Raw genomic sequence first — 18,090 nt, forward strand, 5'->3', positions numbered from 1 at the left:
CCGGCTCACCCTCAGCCGGTGGGCACGGTCAGCGACGCCATCGCGCGGTGGACCGCGTCGACGCGCTCCGCGTCCCAGGTGACCGTGGGGTCCGGCTCCAGGAACGACGACGCGATGCCGGCCAGGCTCAGCGCCGGTAGGGACCACTCCGCCGGCTCCGTCGCGCCGAAGGGCCGGGCCTCGGTCCGCTCGGCCGCTATGTCCGGTGTGGACAGTCCCATCAGGATCAGGCCGCGGAGCGCGGCGCTGGCCATGGTCGCCACCGTGGCGAAGGTGGCGCCGCACTCCGGGCGCAGGCGGTAGCCGAACAGGCCGGTCAGGTTTCGCCAGGACGCGGCCACCCGGTCGACGAACCCCTGCTCGGACTGTCGGAGGATCTCCTGGACCTGGTCCCGCAGCTCGCCGTCGGCGAGGCTGAGGAACGTCGCGTGCAGGGCCAGGTAGGTCCGCCACTGGGCAGATCCGTACAGGGCCTCGAAGTCCGTGAGCGCGGCCCGGCGGACCAGCTCGACGAGCAGGCCGTGGCGTCCTTCGGGGGACGCGAGGTCCTCGGTCCGCTCGGCGACCACCCGCTGGATGAGGCCGACGATCGCGTCGTTGGCCGCGGCGTCCGGGATCGCCGCCTTCGCCAGCTCGGTCACCACGTCGCTGAAGAACAGGTCCTTGTACGGCCAGTGCCGGTAGACCGCGCTGCGCGCCACCCCGGCCTCCCGGATCACGTCCTCCAGGCTGAGGTGGTCGAGGCTCACCGTCAGGCCGGTGCGGTTGATCATCTCCAGCGCGGCCGACAGCATCCGCTCGGCCGTCTCCTGGTCGGACAGCCGGCGAGCGCGACGACCCAACCCGGTCGGCCCAGGCACGGAACCGGCCACGCGGACCACCTCCTCGGGACTTAGGACTCTATGTCTCAAGTTTCGAATCTCGGATCCTTCGAGTGTAGGGAACCACGAGTCGAGGAGGCGAGATGTGGCCGTACTCAGCGGAACGGTTGCGGGCGATGTACGCGGGTGGCCGGGCGGGACCCGCCGCGCGCGGGTTCGCCCGGTTCTGGTCGGTGGTGTTCGCGCTGGGGTTGCAGCCCCGGCGATGGGTCACCCTGGAGGTGCGTGGCCGCCGCTCCGGCCGGACACGCGCGTTCCCGCTCGGCATGGCCGACTGGCACGACCACTGGTACCTGGTGCCGATGCTCGGCGAGCGGAGCAACTGGGTCGGCAACGTCCGCGCCGCGCACGGCCGGGCCGTCCTGTTTCGCGGCCGGCGCCGGCCCTGCCAGCTGACCGAAATCCCGGTGGCCGAACGGGCACCGATCCTGCGGCGCTACCTCGCCACCGTGCCCGGCGCGCGCCCGCACATCCCGGTCGACCGGCACGCGCCACTGGCCGACTTCGCCGCCATCGCGGCGCACTACCCGGTCTTCCGGGTCGATCCCCCCGCCGCCGACCGGCGGCACCTCACCGAGGAGGCCTCGACGTGAACACCGACACGACCACGAACCCCGCCGCGCCCGTCCCACGGCACCGCCGGCGCCACTGGCTTCGCTGGACGCTCATCGCCCTCGGCGCCGTCATCGTGCTCGTCGTGGTGGCGGTCCAGGTCTACGTCTCGAACGCGCCGGTTCCCGCGCCCCTCGCACTGCCCGCGGCGGCCGGGCGACCCACCGGTCCGCTCGCCGGCACCTGGGCGGTCACCGACGGCTCCGCGGCCGGACTCCGCATCAGGCAGACCGTCCTGTTCGCCAGCGGCGACGTCGTGCAACGCACGCACTCCGTGACAGGACGGGTGACCACCACCGCGACCACGATCCCCACCGCGACCTTCACCGTCGACCTCACCGCACTCACCGACGACGGCTCGCCGGACGGGCGGAGGACGCCACAGGTGGCGATCAGCCTCGACACCCGCCACCACCCCGACGCCACCATCACCCTCACCGAGCCGCTGGACCTCGACCCGGCCATCGAATCCGGGACCGCCGTCACGACGACCGCACGGGCCGAGCTGACCCTGCGCGGCCGAACCCACCCCGTGACCATCGCGCTCACCGCCCACCGCGACGGCGCCCTGCTCCGCGCGGCGGGCTCGTTACCCGTCGCGTTCACCGACTGGGACATTCCCAACCCGGAGGGGTACGGACCACTCGGCTCCCTCGCCGACCACGGCACCGCCGAGTTCCTCCTGGTCCTCGAGCGGAACTGACCGACAGGCCCCGGGTCCTCGGTGTGGTCCGGTTCCGTCCCGCTCCGCCAGGACTCCGCACGACGTCGGCGGCGACCAGCACACCACGTCGTCCCGCCACCGACGGATCCCGCCCAGCCACCGGCCGACCGGGCCGGTGGCTGGGCGGTCGCCGTGCGTGAGCAAGGGCCGGCCGCGGAGCATGGGTGAGCCACGCGCTCGGCGTGGCCAAGAACGTGCTCGGTGGCCTCGTCCACCGGCACGATCCGGCCCGGCACTCACGCCCGTGTCGGGGGGTTGCCACGCAGGGTGGTGAGCCGGGTCCGGTACTCCTGCTCGTCGATCTCGCCGCGGGCGAAGCGTTCGGCCAGGATCTGTTGGGGCCTCGTGTCGCTCGGTGTGCGCTGGTCACCGACCAGATGGCGGACCAGCAACACGACGCCGGCGACCACCAGGGCCGTGACCAGGAACGTGAACGCGTAGCCCCAGCCGTTCATCCCGTGGTCGTACCAGGACATCATCGGGACCTCCTCGGGTTTCTCCGTGTCTTCACCGTCCTCGGCGCGTGTCCGCGGCGGTAGGGACCTCCGACCCCGTATGCGGTGTCCGACTGCTCTACTCGCGGCCGGTCTCCCGCGCGGAGGGTGGTGACGGATGAGGAGGAGGACGTCATGGTTGAGACACGGGCCCACGACGCCGTGACCACCGAGCAGGTCTGGCGGCGGCTCGCGAGGGCGACGTTCGCGGTCGTCAGCGAGGTCACCGCCACCGGTGCGCCACGGTCGAGCGGGGTGCTGTACTCCGTCGCGGGCCGGCGGCTGTACGTGGTGGTCGGCACCGACAGCTGGAAGGCACGTCACCTGCGGGCGAACGGGCGCGTCGCGGTGACGGTGCCCGTGCGGCGTGGCGGTCTTCTCGCGTCACTGGCCCCGATTCCGCCGGCCACCATCAGCTTCCACGGCATGGCCACTGTTCGGGCGGGCGGCCAGGTGCCCGCCCGGTTGGCGTCGCTTGTGCCACCGGAGCGACGCGAGGAGTGCGCGCTCGTCGAGATCGTGCCGGAAGGCGAGTTCCTGTTGTACGGCATCGGGGTGTCGCTGCTCGGCATGCGGACGCCGGACACCGCGCGGGGCCGCGTCCCGGTGGGGGAGTGAGCTCCGCACGCGCAAGCCCGGCGTCGCCACCGACCGGGGGCTCGAGCTTGGCCGGAGCCCTCCCGGTCGGTACGCGGACGCCGGGGGTGGGCCCTCCGGTGTCCGCGTCGGCCTCAGGTGATGCCGAACCGCCACCGGTGGATGCCCACCCCCGGCCCACCCGGCGTCTCTCACCGCACGCGCGGGGGCTGGGTGATGTCGACCGTCATGGCCTCGGGCATGCGGGTGTGGGTGTCGTCGTGGCGGTAGGTCATCGACACCGTGACGTCGACCACGCCGTCGATGTGACCGACCATGTCCTCGACCAGGGAGAGCTGGCTCCTCAGTTCGAGTTCGCCGGCGATGACGACCTCGCCCGCACGGACGTCGACGGTGACCGTGGCCGGGTTGACGGCCACGCCGATGCCGTGCTCGAAGACCCGTTCGACGATGTCGTGGCGGATGTCCTCGTCCTTGCGGAGGAACACGGTCAGCACGTCCCTGCGGCTGACGATGCCCACCAGCTTCCCGTCGTCGTCGACGACCGGGAGGCGCTTGACGCCGTGCTCGGTCATGGTGCGGGCGGCACCGGCCACAGTGCACCTGGCGCTGACGGTGATCGCCGGCGTGGTCATCAGCTGGCGGGCCGTTGTCGCGGACGCGCGGCGGTGGTTGACCCGGTCGCGCCACCAGTCCCACAGCGACCGGGAGTACTGGATCTCCTGTGTGCCCTGCTTGACCAGCAGGTCGCCCTCGGACACCACGCCCAGCCCGTGCCCGTCCGGGTCGACGACCGGAAGCGCGCTCACGTCCCGCTGGGACAGTATGCGTGCCACGTCCTTGAACGGCGTGTCCGCACGGACCGTGGCGACGTCCGTGCTCATTACGTTCCTGACCTTCTGGTGGCTCATCGAGACCTCCTTCGCCACCTACAGCCTGCGTTCACGGCGTCCGTGGCGCTGCGGTCCGTTGGCCCGGGATCGCAGGGACTTCCGTCCCTGTCTGCCCAGGGTGGCGTCGGCGAGGCTGGCGGGATGGACGAGGAGGCGGAGATGAGTGGGTATCGGACCGTCCTGATGGTCGCGGCCGTCACCGCGCTGGCGGCGGCCGGGGCTCCCCACGCCGTCGCGGCACCGAACGAAGTGCCGGGATCGGTTGTGCTGCAAGGGGTTCCCGGCTCCCTGCGCACCCAGGCGGTGGACATCGACAACTACGGCGTGGTGCTCGGCACGTCCGACGGCACGCCGGTGCGCTGGGACCCGTTCAGCACGGCCACCAGCCAGGCGGTGGGCATCGACAACGCGGGAACGATCCTGGGCGTACGGGACGACCAGACCGTCAGCTGGAGCCGGCTGGGCCTCGGCAGCGTCACCGTGCTGCCACCGCCGCCCAACTTCACGTCGTACCGACCCGTCGAGCTGAACGACAGCGGTGTGCTCCTCGGCCAGGGCTCGACGAACGAGATGATGGTGGATCACCCGATCCGGTGGGACAGTCACGGACGCGCGACCGTCCTTGGTGGCGGGTACAATTTCCACACCTGGGCGAGCGCGATGAACAGCAGCGGCACCGTCGCCGGCACCTCCGACGATGGTTGGCACATGCCCAACGTCCCGCGGTACTCCGTGGCCGTGTTGTGGGACCGCGCCGGGACCGTGTCGTACCTCGGCGGGCCCGTCGGCGGTTGGAACACGGCGACCGGCATCAACGACAGTGGCGTCGTCTGCGTCGACAACGACGGGACGGACATGCACGCGGTCCTCTGGAACTGGCGGTAGCACATGGCTGGGATCGACACCTCGCCGGAGACCGGCATCGCGCACAGCCTGTCCACTGTGGAGCTGGCGGATCGGTTCGGTGTCTCGGCGAGCGGTGGCCTCGCCGAAGCCGAGGCCGCCGCCCGGCTGCGGCGGTTCGGGCCGAACGTCATCACCCGGGAGGACGGCCCGGGCTGGGTGCGGCGGGTGTTCGCCCAGCTGAACAACCCGCTCATCTACGTGTTGCTGGCCGCCGGTGTGGTCACCGCGGCGTTCGGCGGGTTCGTGGACGCCGGGGTGATCGCCGGTGTCGTCGCGCTGAACGCGGTGATCGGGTACGTGCAGGAGTCGCGGGCGCGGAACGCGCTGGACGCGTTGTCGCGCATGGTGCCCGCCGAGGCGACCGTCGTCCGCGACGGCGAGCCGCGCCGGGTGCCGGCCGCCGGGCTGGTGCCCGGGGACGTCGTGTTGCTCGCCGCGGGCGACCAGGTGCCGGCGGACGTGCGGCTGGTCGATGCGCGGGCCTTCGAGGTCGACGAGTCCGTGCTGACCGGGGAGTCGCTGCCGGTGGTGAAGGGGACCGGGACGCTGCCGGCGTCGACCGGGCTGGCCGACCGGGTGAACATGGCGCACGCCGGCACGGTGGTGAGCCGGGGGTCGGCGCGGGCGGTGGTGGTCGCGACCGGCGACGCGACCCAGCTCGGTGTCATCGATCGGCTGGTGGCGGGCACCGAGGCCGTGGCGACCCCGTTGACCCGCAAGCTCGCCGGGTTCGCCCGCGAGCTGTCCGTGGTGATCGTCGTGGTGGCCGCGGTCGTGTTCGTGGTCGGGTTGGTGCGGGGCATGGCGGTGGCCGAGGCGTTCACGGCGGTCGTGGCGCTCGCGGTGGGTGCGATCCCGGAGGGACTGCCGGCCGCGGTGTCGATCGTGCTCGCGATCGGTGTGGTGCGGATGTCCCGCCGCAAGGCGGTGGTCCGGCACCTGCCCGCCGTGGAGACCCTGGGCGGCACGACCGTGATCTGTACCGACAAGACCGGCACGCTCACCGCCAACCGCATGACCGTCACCGCCGTGGTGCCGGCGGCGGGCGAGCGTGACTGCCTGGTCGCGGGAACGCTGTGCAACGACGCCACCCTGCGCCGTGCGGGCGACGAGTGGGTGGTCGAGGGAGATCCGACCGAGACCGCGCTGGTCGCCGCCGCGCGGGCCGCCGGGCTGGACCCCGGTGCGCTGCGCGAGGAGCTCCCGCGGGTGGACGTGGTGCCGTTCGAGTCGGCCCGGCGGTTGATGGCGACCGTGCACCGGCGTCCGGACGGCACTCGCGTCGGCTACCTCAAGGGCGGGGTGGAGGAGGTGCTCGCGCGCTGCGCCGGGGTGGATGCCGAGGCGGTGCTGGGGGACCAGCACGCGTTCACCGCCGACGGCCTGCGGGTGCTGGCGTTCGCCACGTTCACCCCGACGGCCGCGCCCCTCGAGGCCCAACTGGACAGTCCACAGGGGACTTTCCTCGGGCTGCAGGCCATGCACGACCCTCCGCGGGCGCAGGCCGTACGGGCGGTCGCGGCGTGCCGGGCGGCCGGTGTCCAGGTCAAGATGATCACCGGCGACCACGCCGACACGGCACGGGCGATCGCGGCGGCTGTCGGCGTCGTCGACTCCGCCGCCGGGGCCACGGTGCTCACCGGCGCGGAGCTCGCGCGGCTGGGCGGAAGTCCCATCGAGGCGGACGTGTTCGCGCGGGTGTCACCGGAACAGAAGCTCGACCTGGTCAAGGCCCTGCAGGACGCGGGTCACGTGGTCGCCATGACCGGTGACGGGGTCAACGACGCACCCGCCCTGCGCCGCGCGGACATCGGCGTGGCCATGGGAGCCGGCGGCACCGACGCCGCGCGGGGCGCGGCGGACATGGTCCTGCTCGACGACGACTTCGCCACGATCGAGGCCGCCGTCGAGGAAGGCCGCGGCGTGTTCGACAACCTGCGCCGCTTCATCGCGTGGACGGTGCCCACGAACATCGGCGAGGGCCTGGTGATCCTCGCCGCGGTGCTCGTCGGCGCGACGTTGCCGATCGTGCCGGTGCAGATCCTGTGGATCAACATGACCACCGCGGTGTTCCTCGGGCTGACGATGGCGTTCGAGCCCAAGGAGAACGGCATCATGACGCGACCGCCGAGGCCACCGGACCAACCCCTGCTGACCAGGACGCTGCTGTGGCAGATCGGGATGGTCGGCGCACTGCTCGTGGTGGCGTCGTTCGTCGCGTTCCACTGGGAGGTCGCGGCCGGCGGGTCGGTGGCACAGGCCAGGACCACGGCGGTGAACGTGTTCGTGTGCGTGCAGATCGCCTACCTGTTCAGCTGCCGCGCACTCGACCGTCCGGTACTCGGCGCCCGGCTCGGCCGCAACCCGATGCTCGTGCTCGGCATCGGTCTCACCGCGGGGCTGCAGCTGCTCATCACCTACCTGCCCGCGATGAACTCGCTGTTCCACACCGCTCCCGTCGGTCTCCACTCGTGGCTGTTCGCCGGCGCCGCCGCCGTCGTGGCCTTCGCGGTGGTCGAGGTCGACAAGATGGTCGGGCCGGGCGCGCGCCGCTGAACGGCCGTGGCGGGACCCCGCGCACCACGCGGTGCCGCACGGCGACACGGCCGAAGGTCCCGACCCGACGAGGACCTGTCTCGGGACCTTCGACGGGCTCGGGGGTGCCTCCGCCTCTGATCACGGGACCGCCGCACGGCGAAGCTGGTGTCAGAGAGATCTACGCTCGAGGAGGCGTGATGAACGCGGTGACGACCGGGATACCGGCGATGACCGTCGGGACCGTGATGACCCGGTGCCCGGTGTCGGTTCGGGCCGGCGCGCCGTTCGCGACCGTGGCGGCGCTGCTGTCGCGCGACGCCATCGGCGCGGTGCCGGTCGTCGACCGGGACGGGCGGTTGGTCGGTGCGGTGTCCGAGGGCGACCTGATCGGTGGCCGCGAAGGCGCCGGGGTGACCGCGCGGGACGTGATGGACCGTCGTCCGCACACCGTCGCCGAGGACACGCCGCTGCCGGCGGCGGCCCGGCTGCTGACCGAGCCCGGCGTGCGGCGGCTGTACGTCACCGAGCACGGCCGGCTCGTCGGCGTGGTGTCGCGGCGCGACCTGCTCACCACCTACCTGCGCGACGACGACGCGATCCGGGAGGACGTCGAGCTGGCTCTCGCGGACCAACCGCCGCTGTCGGTGAGCGTGCGTGCCGGGGTCGTCCTGCTGCTGGGGCGCGTCGAGTGGCGCAGCGGCAGGGCCGCGCTCGACGAGCGGGTCCGGACGGTGCCCGGCGTGGTGGAGGTACGGAACCGGCTCGGGTACGTCTTCGACGACGGCACGCGGCCACCTGCCGGCGGGACCACCCGATGACCGCCGCGATCGGCGCCCAGGGCGTCCGTGCGCTGCTGGCCGACGGCCGGGTCGTCACCATCCGCGCCATCGGCCCCGGGGACGCCGCCGAGGTGCTGTCCCTCCACACGCGACTGTCCGACCACGACAGGTACCTGCGCTTCTTCGGCACCGGGACCTCGATGCTGCACACCATCACCCAGCGGATCACCCGCGCGGCCGACGGAGAGCACGCCGCCATCGGCGCCTGGCTGGGCGAGCGGCTCGCGGGGATCGCGCACTACGAGGCGAGGCCGGCCGGCACGACCGCCGAGGTCGCGCTCGTCGTCGACGGCACGGTGCAGGCGCGCGGGCTCGGCACGTTGCTGCTCGAACACCTGGGCTCGATGGCCCGGCACCGCGGCGTGACCCGGTTCGTGGCCGAGGTGCTCGCCGAGAACAGCAGGATGATCCGGGTTTTCATCGACGCCGGCATGCCGTACCGGATCACGACCGACGGACCCGAACGGCACGTGGAGATCTCCCTGACCGAGGACGAGACGTTCGCGGCGGCGGTCGACGAGCGGGACCGGGTGGCCGACGTCGCGAGCCTGGCGAAGGTCCTGCGGCCCGCGTCGATCGTCGTGGTCGGCGCCGGTCGCCGGCCCGGTTCGGTCGGGCACGCGGTGCTGAGAAACCTGCTGGACGGCGGCTTCACCGGCCGGCTCACCGCGGTGAACCCGCACGCCGAGGAGATCGCGGGAGTCCCGTGCCGGCCCTCCATCGAGGAGCTGACGGAGACCCCGGAGCTGGCCGTGATCTGTGTGCCGGCGGAGTCGGTGCCGGACGCCGTCGAGGAGTGCGGCCGGGAGGGGATCCCCGCCGTCGTCGTGATCTCGGCCGGACTGTCGGGCACCGACCTCGCCACGAAGGTGCTGGCGTCGGTGCGGCGGCACGGCATGCGGCTCGTGGGGCCGAACTGCGTCGGCGTGGTCAACACGGCGGCCGGTTTGGACGCCACGTTCACCAGGGGGGACATCCCGGTTGGCGACGTGGGGATCGTGACGCAGTCGGGTGGCGTGGGCATCGCGTTGGTCGAGTTGTTGCGCCAGTTGGGTCTCGGCGTCTCGACCATGGTGTCCACCGGCGACAAGTACGACGTCAGCGGCAACGACATGCTGCTGTGGTGGCGGCACGACGAGCACACCGCGGCCGCGGTGCTGTACCTGGAGTCGTTCGGCAACCCACGCAAGTTCAGCCGGCTCGCCCGCGGCCTCGCCCGCACCAAGCCGGTCATCGCGGTCCGGTCCGCCGAGAGTGACGTCGCCCAGCGCGCCGCGGCCTCGCACACGGCCGCCGCCGCGACGCCGGCCGTGACCAGGGACGCGTTGTTCGAGCAGGCCGGCGTCATCGCGGTCGACACCGTCAGCGAGGTCACCGACGTGCTCGCCGCGCTCGCGTGGCAGCCGCTGCCGGCCGGCAACCGGGTCGCGATCCTGTCCAACGCGGGTGGCGCCGGGGTGCTGGCCGCCGACGCCTGTGTCCACAACGGACTCGTCGTGCCGTCGCTCGGCGCGGCCACCCGGGCGAAGCTCGCCGCGCTGCTCCCGGCACAGGCCACGGTGGACAACCCCATCGACACCACGGCCGGGATCGACGCGGCCACCTTCGGCGCCTGCCTCGAGGTCCTGCTCGCCGACGACACCATCGACGCCGTGCTCGCCGCCGGCGTGCCGACCGCCCTGGCGGATCCGGTGACGGCGAGCGCCGCGCTCGCGCGAGCCCGGCGCAAGACCGTCCTCGTGGTCCGGCCGGGGCAGCTCGCCTCGGTGACCGGACTCGGCGACGGGACGCCCGCGACGGCGAGCTTCGCCGACCCCGCCGCGGCCGCGGCCGCGCTCGGCCGGATCGCCACCTATGCCCGGTGGCGCCGGCAACCCGCCGGCGCGGCGGTCGACCCCGGCGACCTCCAGCTCGACCGGGCGCACGCCCTCGTGGCGGAGTTCCTGCGTGCCGAGCCGCGCGGCGGCTGGCTGCCGCCCGACACGACGATGCGGTTCCTGGACCTCTTCGGCATCCCCGCCGTGCGCTCGGTCCTGGCCCGCGACACCGAGACCGCCGTGCGGGCACTGGCGGATCTGGGCGGCCCGGTCGTGGTCAAGGTCGTCGCGGCCGGCGTGCTGCACAAGGCCCGGGCCGGCGGCGTGGTGCTGAACGTGGCGACCGAGGAACAGCTGCGGACCACCATCGCGACCTTCCGCGACCGCTTCGGCGGCGCCATGCAGGGTGTGCTGCTCCAACCCATGGCCGCCCCCGGCCGCGAGCTGATCGTCGGCGTCGACTCCGACGAGGTGTTCGGCCCGCTCGTCCTGTTCGGCCTCGGCGGCACCGACACCGACCTCATCGCCGACCGCGTCGCCCGCCTCACCCCGCTGTCCGGCCGCGACGCCGGGTACATGGTGGGTGGGCTGCGGTCCTCGAAAGCCCTGTTCGCCGGCGACGGCGCGCTGCCCACCGAGGAGCTCGTCGACATCCTCACCCGGGTGAGCCACCTCGCCGAGACCATCCCCGAGGTCGTCGAGCTCGACCTCAACCCGGTCGTCGTCCGCCAGGACGGCTGCCAGGTGCTGGACGCGCGGGTGCGGCTCGTACCCCGCGACCCGGCAGACCCGTTCCTGCGCCGGCTACGCGCCTAGAAGGAGAGATTTCGATGCGTGCACGCGACATCATGACCACCCCGGTGACCACGGCACGGCCGGAGACACCGGTCAAGGAGGCCGCCGCGGTGCTCGCCGGCAACGGCTTCACCGCGCTGCCGGTGGTCGACGGTGACGACCGGCTGGTCGGCATCGCCACCGAGGCCGACCTGGTGCGGGACCGCGTCCCGCGCGACCCGAGGGCACTGTGCCACCCCGGCGAGGAGCTGCCGACCGTGGCCACCACGACGGTCGGCGAGGTGATGACCACCGCGGTCGTCGCCATGAGCCCCGGCACGGACGTGGCGGTGCTGGCCAAGGCACTGCTGGACGCGGGCTACCGCAGCATGCCGATCGTGGACGGCTCGCGGGTGGTCGGCATCGTGACCCGCCGCGACATCGTCCGGGTCATCGCCCGCGACGACCACACGATCGCCGACGACGTCCGGCACCGCCTGGCGGTCTACGGCGGCGACCGCCGCTGGCAGGTCGAGGTGCACGACGGCATCGTCGCCATCGGCGACCAGTTCGACGACGAGACCGACCGCCACGTGGCCACCGTGCTCGCCGAGGCCGTGCCCGGCGTCGTCCGTGCCACCGCGTTCGCCGCCCGTGACGAGGACGACCGATGAGCGGGGTGAACACCCCGGTCGTGGCCGGGGTGGACGGTTCGGAGTCCGCGCTGCACGCCGTGCGGTGGGCGGCACTCGAGGCCCGGCGGCGTCATGCCGGGCTGCGACTGGTGCACGCGTTCGGCATCCCCGTCGGGTACGCGCCCGGGTTCGTCGACTGGCACGCCCTGCACGAGGCGGTCGTGGCGCAGGGCAGGACCTGGCTCGACGAGGCTCGGAAGGCGGCCGAGGAGACCGTCCCGGGGCTGGCCGTCGAGCTGGTCGAGGTGAAGGCCGGGTCCGTGCCGGTACTGCTGAAGGAGTCGGCACACGCGGCCCTGGTCGTGCTCGGCACCCGAGGTCTCGGCGGCTTCACCGGACTCGTCATCGGCTCGACGGCGGTCGAGGTGGCCGCGCACGCGCACTGCCCGGTCGTGGTCGTCCGGGGTGCCGACACGGGCACGGGCCCGGTCGTCGTCGGCGTGGACGGCACACCGGTGGGGGAGGCCGCGATCGCGTTCGCCTTCGCCCAGGCGTCCACACTCGGCACCGACCTGGTCGCCGTGCACACGTGGACCGACCTGATCCTGGAAGCGGCGTTCGCGGGTGGTGCGACGGCGCTGGACTTCGCCCCACTGGCGCAGGAGGCCGAGGAGGTCCTCGGCGAGCGGCTGGCCGGCTGGCAGGAGAAGTACCCTGACGTGCCGGTCAGCCGTCACGTCAGCAGGGAACGTGCGGCCAAGGCGTTGCTGCGGCACGCCGAGCACGCCCAGCTCCTCGTGGTCGGCACCCGGGGACGCGGCGGTTTCCGAGGGTTGCTGCTTGGCTCGACCAGCCAGCACCTGCTCCACCACGCACCCTGCCCGGTGGCCGTCGTCCCGACCGCCGCGCCCCAGGACGAACAGCCCTAGGACCGGATGGCGGTCGCTGGATAAGCTGATCTCGTCAATCGTCCGTCGAGTCGGGGTATCGGTTGCGAGAGCGGAGCAGACATGATGCCGGACGCCGCTGACGGGGTCGGTTCGAGACGGTCGTCGGTGGGCGTGTCGCTGGCCGGGCTTCGGCTGGACGAGCTGCTCGCCGAGCTGCAGGACCGGCTGAGCGAGATCAGCAAGACCCGGGACCGGCTGCAGGGCCTGCTCGACGCCGTGGTCGCGGTCGGCGCCGGCCTGGAGCTGGCGGGGACGTTGCAGCGGATCGTGGAGACGGCGGTCGAGCTCGTGGACGCCCGGTACGGCGCGCTCGGTGTGCTGGGCGACGAGGGCCTCTCGGAGTTCGTCTACGTCGGCGTCGACCCGCAGACCCGGGCGAAGATGGGGCACCTGCCGGAGGGCAAGGGCCTGCTGGGGCACCTCATCGCGCACCCGTTCCCGATCCGCCTGCCGGACCTGGCCGACCATCCGTCGTCGGTCGGCTTCCCACCCAACCACCCGCCGATGCGCAGCTTCCTGGGTACGCCGGTGCGGGTGCGGGACGAGATCTTCGGCAACCTCTACCTCACGGAGAAGAAGGGCGAGGCCGAGTTCAACGACGACGACGTCGTGGTGCTGGAGGCCCTCGCGGCCGCCGCCGGCGTCGCGATCGAGAACGCCCGCCTGTTCGAACAGGCCCGGCGGCGGGAACGCTGGCAGCACGCCTCCGGCGAGGTGAACTCGCTGCTGCTGGGCGGTGCGGAACGCGCGGAGGCGTTCGACCTGATCGCGCGCCGCACGTGCGAGCTGTCCGGCTCGGACATCGCGCTGATCCTGCTCGCCGTCGACGGCGAGGACATGCTGCGCGTGGAGGCCGGCGCGGGACCGCGGGGCATGGAGATGATCGGCCGGGAGGTGTCGGCCAGCATCCCGGTGATCGCGGCGGTCATCACCGACCGGGAGCCCGCCGTGTACAGCGACTTCGCGGAGGTGCTGGGCCCGGAGGCCGACCTGTTCGGCGAGTTCGGTCCGGCGGACGTCGTGCCGTTCGGTCCGGCGACCGGGGCGACCGGCCTGCTGCTGGCGATGCGGAACAAGGACGGTCACCGGTTCACCGGGGAGCAGCTGCCGATGCTGGCGTCCTTCGCCGCGCAGGCCGCGCTGGCGCTGGAGCTCGCGGACAAGCAACGCCAGCAACGCGTGCTGGACCTGCTCGCCGACCGGGACCGCATCGCCGGCGACCTGCACGACCACGTCATCCAGCGGCTCTTCGCGTCCGGGATGAGCCTGCAGGCCGTCGTCGGGCGGATCACCGACGCCGAGGCACGCGGCCGGGTCAACGCCGTGGTCGGTCAGCTGGACGACACGATGCGGGAGATCCGCACGTCGATCTTCGACCTGCACACCTCGGGGGAGGAGAACCCCACCAGCCTGCGCCGGCGGATGCTGGACCTGGTGGCGGAGGCGAGCGCGAACACCCACCGGTCGCCCGCGGTGCGCATCTCGGGCGCGGTCGACACACGTGTCCCGCCGTCGGTGGCCGAGCACGCGCTGGCCGTCCTGCACGAAGGGGTCAGCAACGCCGTCCGGCATGCGCAGGCCACCGACATCGTGGTCACGGTGGAGGCGGGCGCCGACCTGGTCATCGACGTGACCGACAACGGCATCGGCATGCCCGCCGACGTGGGCCGCAGCGGCCTGCTCAACCTGGACCGGCGCGCCGCGGAGTGCGGCGGCACGATCTCGGTCTCGCCCAACCCGAAGGGTGGTACCCGCCTGGTGTGGCGGGTGCCGCTGCCCGTACGTCCCCTGCCCTGAGGACGAGGTCAGAGCCGGCTCACATGTCGTGCTGTTCGGTCCTGCGGGTACGCAGCTCCGCGGCGAGCGCGGCGGCCTGGGTGCGGCGCTGCATGCCGAGCTTGTTGAGCAGGTGGGAGACGTAGTTCTTGATGGTCTTCTCGGCGAGGAAGAGCTTCTCGCCGATCTGGCGGTTGGTCATGCCCTCGCCGATGAGGTCGAACACCGCACGCTCCTGCTCGGTGAGCTTGTTGAGCGGGTTCTGGTCCTCGCGTTCCAGGCGGATGCGGTTGAGCAGGGCCGCGGTCGTTCTCGGGTCGAGCAGCGAGCCGCCCGCACCGACCGTGCGGATGGCGTTGAGCAGGTCCAGGCCCAGCACCTGCTTGAGCACGAACCCCGACGCGCCGGCCATGATCGCGTCGAACAGGGCGTCGTCGTCGGCGTAGGAGGTGAGCATCAGGCAGTTCAGGTCCGGCATCGCCGACTTGAGGTCGCGGCACAGCTCGATGCCGTTGCCGTCGGGCATGCGCACGTCCAGCACCGCGACGTCCGGGTTGATCTGGGGCGCCCTGGCCAGTGCCTCGGCGACCCCGGACGCCTCGCCGACGACCTCGAGGTCCTCAGCGGTGCCGATCAGGTCGGCGATACCCCTGCGCACGATCTCGTGGTCGTCGACCAGCATCACCCGAACGGTCATCGCCGCCTCCTCGCCTTCGTTCGTGCAACGGTATTCCCATGGGCAAGTCGGCACCGGGTCCTCATGGCACGAGATCCCAGGGACGAAAGTCCCTTTCACAGTACGGGCCGAACCTGTCGGGTGGTTCCACACCCTCGCGGGCGGGGGTGACGGGTGGCCACCACGTGGTTCCGCCGGCCACCCGAGGGGGTGACCGGCGGAACCGGACGGGTCGGTCGGACTGTTCAGCGCAGCCACGGGTTCTTCTTGACGAAGTCGAGGTTGCCCCAGACCTTGCCGAGGCCCCAGGTGTTGCCCGCGGCGAGGGCCGCCACGGCGATGAGCACCAGTGCGTAGATGATGTGGTAGTCGATGATCGGGTTCGTCGACATGGTGGGCTGTCCCGTGTCGCTGAACTGGGCGAGCGGCCACTCCGCCGCCCACATCATCAGCATCAACAGGGTGCCGGACACCGCGGCGACCCGCAGCCCGATGCCGAGCAGCAGTGCGACGCCGACACCGACGAGGGCGAGCATGAACAGCCAGTCCGCGAAGCCGGCGCCCGCCCAGTCGCGGAACATGGCGCCGAACGGGCCGTGGTCGATGCTGCCGAGGAAGCCCTTGGTCGGCGACCCGCCGTTGATCCACGCGCCCTTGTCCGGGGTCGCGTAACCCCAGCCGAAGGTCTTGTCGAGGAACGCCCAGAGGAAGGTGAACCCCAGGACGATCCTCAGGACGGCCGCGATGGGACCGGCCGCGGAGGGACCCGCGGTGGGGCCCTGTGCGGTCGCCGCGGCTGGCGTGGGCTGGGCCGAAGTGTTCCTGTGCTGCTGCGGGTGGTCCTTGATGGACATCGCTTGCCTCCCTTTCCGTTTGGTTCGATCTCAGTCTTGGCCAGCGGCGCCGCCTGGTCTGGAGTCCAAGGTCCCTCTTGTCGTCAGCGTTGGTCCCTGGTTTGGTGAGCGGCCCGCCGCGACTGTGGTGTGGTGACCGAGATGAGGCCCTTCGCCGCCGTACGGGAGACACACATCGGGGTGTTGTTCCTGGTCGGCGACCGCGTGTACAAGCTGAAGAAGCCGGTGAACCTCGGGTTCCTGGACTTCAGCACCCCACAGCGCCGGCTCGAGGCCTGCCGGCGCGAGGTCGAGCTGAACCGTCGCCTCGCACCCGACGTGTACCTCGGTGTCGCCACGATGTCCGATGTGGACGGCGAGGAGCCCCTCGTCGTGATGCGTCGGATGCCCGAGGACCGCAGGCTCAGCACACTGGTCCGGTCGGCCGCACCGCTCGCCGACACGATCACCCAGCTGGCGCGGGTGCTCGCCGCGTTCCACGCGGCCGCCGAACGCGGACCGCTGGTCGACGCCGAGGGCACACCCGAGGCCCTGTCGGCACGCTGGGAGGCGAGCTTCACCCAGGTCGACGAGGTGGGCGCGGACGTCGTCGCCGAGCCGCTGCGTGCCGAGATCGCTTACCGGACAAGGAACTTCCTCGCCGGTCGCGCCGGTCTGTTCGCGGCCCGGATCGCGGCGGGCCGGATCGTCGACGGCCACGGCGACCTGCTGGCCGACGACATCTTCGTCCTCGACGACGGGCCGAGGGTGCTGGACTGCCTCGAATTCGACGACCGCCTGCGCCGGGTCGACGTCCTCGACGACGTGGCCTTCCTGGCGATGGACCTGGAGCGGGCCGGCCGGGCGGACCTGGGCGCGCTGCTCCTGGACCGGTACGCCGAGTACAGCGGGGACCCCGCGCCGGAGTCGCTGCGGTCGCACTACGTCGCCTACCGGGCGTTCGTGCGGGTGAAGGTGGCGTGCCTGCGCCACGCCCAGGGCGAGTCGTCCGCGGCGGACGAGGCACGTGCGTACGCGGACCTCACGGTCCGCCATCTTCGGCGTGGCGAGGTGCGGCTCGTGCTGGTCGGCGGCCTGCCCGGCAGCGGCAAGACCACCCTCGCCGGCCTGCTCGCCGACGAGCTGGGCGCCGTGCTCCTGTCGAGCGACCGGCTGCGCAAGGAGCTCGCCGGCCTCGATCCCGCCCGGCACGCGGCGGCCCCCTACCGGTCCGGGATCTACTCGGCCGCGCACACCACCCACACCTACGGCGAGCTGCTGCGCCGGGCCGAAGAGCTGCTGGCACGCGGCGAGTCGGTGGTGCTGGACGCGTCGTGGTCGGACGACGTGCACCGCGACCTGGCCGCGAGGCTGGCGCGGCGGACGCACAGCACGTTCGTGCCGCTGCGCTGCACCGTGCCCGAGGCGGTCGCCGTGACCCGGGTGCGCGAGCGGACCGGCTCGATCTCCGACGCCGACCCCGCGGTCGCGCGTGCCATGGCGGCGGATGCGGCACCATGGCCTGCGGCCACCGCCGTCGACACCTCGGGCGAGCCGGCCGCGGCGCTCACCGAGGCGGTGCGGATCGTCCGGCGGAGTTAGCGGCGACGCGGGCGGCCCGGCAGTCTCGCGGGGTCAGTCCGGCGGTTCGCTGTCACGGAGGTAGGTCTCCATGGCGGCACGGAGGTTGTCGGCGGCACGGGCGATGAGAGCCAGCTGTTCCGTGGTGAACTCGCCCAGTGTCTGACCGAGCTGCTGTTGCAGTGGCTCGAAGAACGCGTCGGCGGAGGCGTTGATGCTCGTGGTCGAGCGCAGGGTCACGATCCGCCGGTCGGGGCTTTCCCTGACACGCTCGATGTGTCCTGCCTGCTCCAGGCGCCCGAGCAGGATCGAGGTCGCGCCAGGAGACAGACCCACACGCTCGGCCAGCCGCGCGGGCGTCAACGGCCGGCCACGGTTCTCCGCCTCGATGATCAGCACGATGGCGTCGGCGTCCGTGGTGTGCATCCGCACACTCCGGGCGAAGACCCGGGCGAGCTCCTTCTGGGTGGCGCTGAAGGCCGTGAAGCTGCGCATCACGCGCTCGTACGCCTCGCCCCGCTCAGCCTCGGACATGACCAACCCCTTCGCCGTCTCGGAGACCCT

General features: G+C 72.4%; 17 protein-coding genes. 11 read left to right on the forward strand and 6 right to left on the reverse strand.

Annotated elements, in window-relative coordinates; translation table 11 throughout:
- Nucleotides 1-11 precede the first annotated feature (11 nt).
- Nucleotides 12-872 (reverse strand): TetR/AcrR family transcriptional regulator, encoded by an 861-nt coding sequence (locus VET29_RS11865; protein ID WP_324919123.1) that lies wholly within the window; start codon nt 870-872, stop codon nt 12-14.
- Between the two features lie 92 nt (nt 873-964).
- Here VET29_RS11865 and VET29_RS11870 point away from each other — a divergent pair, with 92 nt between their 5' ends.
- Together VET29_RS11870 and VET29_RS11875 are read left to right on the forward strand one after the other, a co-directional pair.
- The gene (locus VET29_RS11870) at nt 965-1,474 is read left to right on the forward strand and encodes a nitroreductase/quinone reductase family protein (RefSeq protein ID WP_324919125.1); all 510 of its coding nucleotides are present in this window, start codon (nt 965-967) and stop codon (nt 1,472-1,474) included.
- Nucleotides 1,471-2,196 (forward strand): YceI family protein, encoded by a 726-nt coding sequence (locus VET29_RS11875; protein WP_324919127.1) that lies wholly within the window; start codon nt 1,471-1,473, stop codon nt 2,194-2,196. The genes VET29_RS11870 and VET29_RS11875 overlap by 4 nt, the downstream gene beginning before the upstream one ends.
- Before the next feature lie 257 nt (nt 2,197-2,453).
- On the opposite strand, the gene VET29_RS11880 is transcribed toward VET29_RS11875, so the two are convergent.
- Nucleotides 2,454-2,696, reverse strand: coding sequence for an SHOCT domain-containing protein (locus tag VET29_RS11880; RefSeq protein WP_324919129.1), 243 nt, complete (start codon nt 2,694-2,696; stop codon nt 2,454-2,456).
- A gap of 150 nt (nt 2,697-2,846) precedes the next feature.
- Between VET29_RS11880 and VET29_RS11885 the strand changes: the two genes are divergently transcribed.
- Complete coding sequence (locus tag VET29_RS11885) at nt 2,847-3,329, forward strand: pyridoxamine 5'-phosphate oxidase family protein (protein WP_324919131.1); 483 nt, start codon at nt 2,847-2,849, stop codon at nt 3,327-3,329.
- A 170-nt stretch (nt 3,330-3,499) separates the two neighbouring features.
- Here VET29_RS11885 and VET29_RS11890 read toward each other — a convergent pair whose 3' ends face one another.
- On the reverse strand, nt 3,500-4,219 hold the full coding sequence (locus VET29_RS11890; RefSeq protein ID WP_324919133.1) for a CBS domain-containing protein: 720 nt from the start codon (nt 4,217-4,219) through the stop codon (nt 3,500-3,502).
- Between the two features lie 141 nt (nt 4,220-4,360).
- On the opposite strand from VET29_RS11890, the gene VET29_RS11895 reads away from it, so the two are divergent.
- The 7 genes from VET29_RS11895 to VET29_RS11925 all read left to right on the forward strand — a co-directional run bounded on the left by VET29_RS11895 (nt 4,361) and on the right by VET29_RS11925 (nt 14,457).
- Entirely contained in the window at nt 4,361-5,086 is a 726-nt protein-coding gene (locus tag VET29_RS11895; RefSeq protein WP_324919135.1) for a hypothetical protein, read from the forward strand.
- 3 nt (nt 5,087-5,089) lie between these two features.
- Nucleotides 5,090-7,663 (forward strand): HAD-IC family P-type ATPase, encoded by a 2,574-nt coding sequence (locus VET29_RS11900; protein ID WP_324919137.1) that lies wholly within the window; start codon nt 5,090-5,092, stop codon nt 7,661-7,663.
- A 179-nt stretch (nt 7,664-7,842) separates the two neighbouring features.
- Nucleotides 7,843-8,463, forward strand: coding sequence for a CBS domain-containing protein (locus VET29_RS11905; protein ID WP_324919139.1), 621 nt, complete (start codon nt 7,843-7,845; stop codon nt 8,461-8,463).
- On the forward strand, nt 8,460-11,117 hold the full coding sequence (locus VET29_RS11910) for a GNAT family N-acetyltransferase (protein ID WP_324919141.1): 2,658 nt from the start codon (nt 8,460-8,462) through the stop codon (nt 11,115-11,117). Before VET29_RS11905 ends, VET29_RS11910 begins: the two co-directional genes overlap by 4 nt.
- Before the next feature lie 14 nt (nt 11,118-11,131).
- Nucleotides 11,132-11,749: an HPP family protein gene (locus VET29_RS11915; RefSeq protein ID WP_324919143.1), complete on the forward strand. Its 618-nt coding sequence runs from the start codon at nt 11,132-11,134 to the stop codon at nt 11,747-11,749.
- Nucleotides 11,746-12,639, forward strand: a complete 894-nt coding sequence (locus tag VET29_RS11920; RefSeq protein WP_324919145.1) for a universal stress protein — start codon at nt 11,746-11,748, stop codon at nt 12,637-12,639. Before VET29_RS11915 ends, VET29_RS11920 begins: the two co-directional genes overlap by 4 nt.
- A gap of 81 nt (nt 12,640-12,720) precedes the next feature.
- A complete protein-coding gene (locus VET29_RS11925) occupies nt 12,721-14,457 on the forward strand; it encodes a GAF domain-containing sensor histidine kinase (RefSeq protein WP_324919147.1) in 1,737 nt (578 codons plus the stop codon).
- Nucleotides 14,458-14,476: 19 nt separating this feature from the next.
- Here the strand turns inward: VET29_RS11925 and VET29_RS11930 are convergent, their stop codons facing one another.
- The gene (locus tag VET29_RS11930) at nt 14,477-15,133 is read right to left on the reverse strand and encodes a response regulator transcription factor (RefSeq protein ID WP_324919149.1); all 657 of its coding nucleotides are present in this window, start codon (nt 15,131-15,133) and stop codon (nt 14,477-14,479) included.
- A gap of 224 nt (nt 15,134-15,357) precedes the next feature.
- Nucleotides 15,358-15,966 carry a hypothetical protein gene (locus tag VET29_RS11935; protein ID WP_324919151.1) on the reverse strand — a complete coding sequence of 203 codons (609 nt, stop codon included), beginning with the start codon at nt 15,964-15,966 and terminating at the stop codon, nt 15,358-15,360.
- A 141-nt stretch (nt 15,967-16,107) separates the two neighbouring features.
- On the opposite strand from VET29_RS11935, the gene VET29_RS11940 reads away from it, so the two are divergent.
- Nucleotides 16,108-17,547 (forward strand): AAA family ATPase, encoded by a 1,440-nt coding sequence (locus VET29_RS11940; protein ID WP_324919201.1) that lies wholly within the window; start codon nt 16,108-16,110, stop codon nt 17,545-17,547.
- A gap of 33 nt (nt 17,548-17,580) precedes the next feature.
- On the opposite strand, the gene VET29_RS11945 is transcribed toward VET29_RS11940, so the two are convergent.
- Complete coding sequence (locus VET29_RS11945) at nt 17,581-18,060, reverse strand: MarR family winged helix-turn-helix transcriptional regulator (RefSeq protein ID WP_324919153.1); 480 nt, start codon at nt 18,058-18,060, stop codon at nt 17,581-17,583.
- Nucleotides 18,061-18,090: the final 30 nt, after the last annotated feature.

The organism is Actinophytocola sp., assembly GCF_035634895.1.
In the GTDB taxonomy this organism is placed as follows: domain Bacteria; phylum Actinomycetota; class Actinomycetes; order Mycobacteriales; family Pseudonocardiaceae; genus Actinophytocola.

What these genes read in the sequence shown, in the direction of transcription:
- VET29_RS11870 (WP_324919125.1), top strand. Translation starts at nt 965, where the DNA reads ATGTGGCCGTACTCAGCGGAACGGTTGCGGGCGATGTACGCGGGTGGC.
- VET29_RS11880 (WP_324919129.1), bottom strand. Translation starts at nt 2,696, where the DNA reads ATGATGTCCTGGTACGACCACGGGATGAACGGCTGGGGCTACGCGTTC.
- VET29_RS11885 (WP_324919131.1), top strand. Translation starts at nt 2,847, where the DNA reads ATGGTTGAGACACGGGCCCACGACGCCGTGACCACCGAGCAGGTCTGG.
- VET29_RS11890 (WP_324919133.1), bottom strand. Translation starts at nt 4,219, where the DNA reads ATGAGCCACCAGAAGGTCAGGAACGTAATGAGCACGGACGTCGCCACG.
- VET29_RS11895 (WP_324919135.1), top strand. Translation starts at nt 4,361, where the DNA reads ATGAGTGGGTATCGGACCGTCCTGATGGTCGCGGCCGTCACCGCGCTG.
- VET29_RS11900 (WP_324919137.1), top strand. Translation starts at nt 5,090, where the DNA reads ATGGCTGGGATCGACACCTCGCCGGAGACCGGCATCGCGCACAGCCTG.
- VET29_RS11905 (WP_324919139.1), top strand. Translation starts at nt 7,843, where the DNA reads ATGAACGCGGTGACGACCGGGATACCGGCGATGACCGTCGGGACCGTG.
- VET29_RS11910 (WP_324919141.1), top strand. Translation starts at nt 8,460, where the DNA reads ATGACCGCCGCGATCGGCGCCCAGGGCGTCCGTGCGCTGCTGGCCGAC.
- VET29_RS11915 (WP_324919143.1), top strand. Translation starts at nt 11,132, where the DNA reads ATGCGTGCACGCGACATCATGACCACCCCGGTGACCACGGCACGGCCG.
- VET29_RS11920 (WP_324919145.1), top strand. Translation starts at nt 11,746, where the DNA reads ATGAGCGGGGTGAACACCCCGGTCGTGGCCGGGGTGGACGGTTCGGAG.
- VET29_RS11925 (WP_324919147.1), top strand. Translation starts at nt 12,721, where the DNA reads ATGATGCCGGACGCCGCTGACGGGGTCGGTTCGAGACGGTCGTCGGTG.
- VET29_RS11930 (WP_324919149.1), bottom strand. Translation starts at nt 15,133, where the DNA reads ATGACCGTTCGGGTGATGCTGGTCGACGACCACGAGATCGTGCGCAGG.
- VET29_RS11935 (WP_324919151.1), bottom strand. Translation starts at nt 15,966, where the DNA reads ATGTCCATCAAGGACCACCCGCAGCAGCACAGGAACACTTCGGCCCAG.
- VET29_RS11940 (WP_324919201.1), top strand. Translation starts at nt 16,108, where the DNA reads ATGAGGCCCTTCGCCGCCGTACGGGAGACACACATCGGGGTGTTGTTC.
- VET29_RS11945 (WP_324919153.1), bottom strand. Translation starts at nt 18,060, where the DNA reads ATGTCCGAGGCTGAGCGGGGCGAGGCGTACGAGCGCGTGATGCGCAGC.